Consider the following 447-nt stretch of genomic DNA (forward strand, 5'->3'; position numbering starts at 1 on the left):
ACCAGGCGAACTTCGAGATCACCACGTGGCTCACGAGTGCGGTCGAGGCCATGCCGCTCTCGATCAGGCGCGGCAGCACCTTCGCTTGGACCACACCATCGGTGCAGCTGCGGCAGCCATATTTAGGACGGATCGTGCGCAGCACCCGCAGAATCGCCGGGATGATGTCCAGCACCTCGCTGACGTCCTCGCCGATCTTGTGGAGCTGACCTTGGCAGCATGGGCACGCGATTGCCTCCGGCTCCAGCACCTGCTCGCAGCGCGGCAGGTGCTTTGGAAGCGCGCCGATGTTGCGGCGCGCCTTCTTGCGCGGTTTGCTGGGTGGCTTCGCCACAGCCACATCATCGTTGGCGGGCGCAGGCAGCGTAGGGTCAGCCTCAAGATCGCCCAGCTCGAGCGCAAGCTGTTCGTCCACGAGCACCGCAAGCCGCTCCGACCGCTTCCCGA

1 protein-coding gene is annotated in these 447 nt (G+C 65.5%); it reads right to left on the reverse strand.

All coding sequences use genetic code 11. The features are described 5' to 3' along the window. The coding region (locus ACZYOF_RS44360; protein ID WP_463719670.1) for a transposase domain-containing protein at positions 1-421 on the reverse strand (421 nt) is incomplete at its 3' end. Positions 422-447: the final 26 nt, after the last annotated feature.

It is taken from the genome of Bradyrhizobium sp. LeoA1Lang (assembly GCF_055413685.1).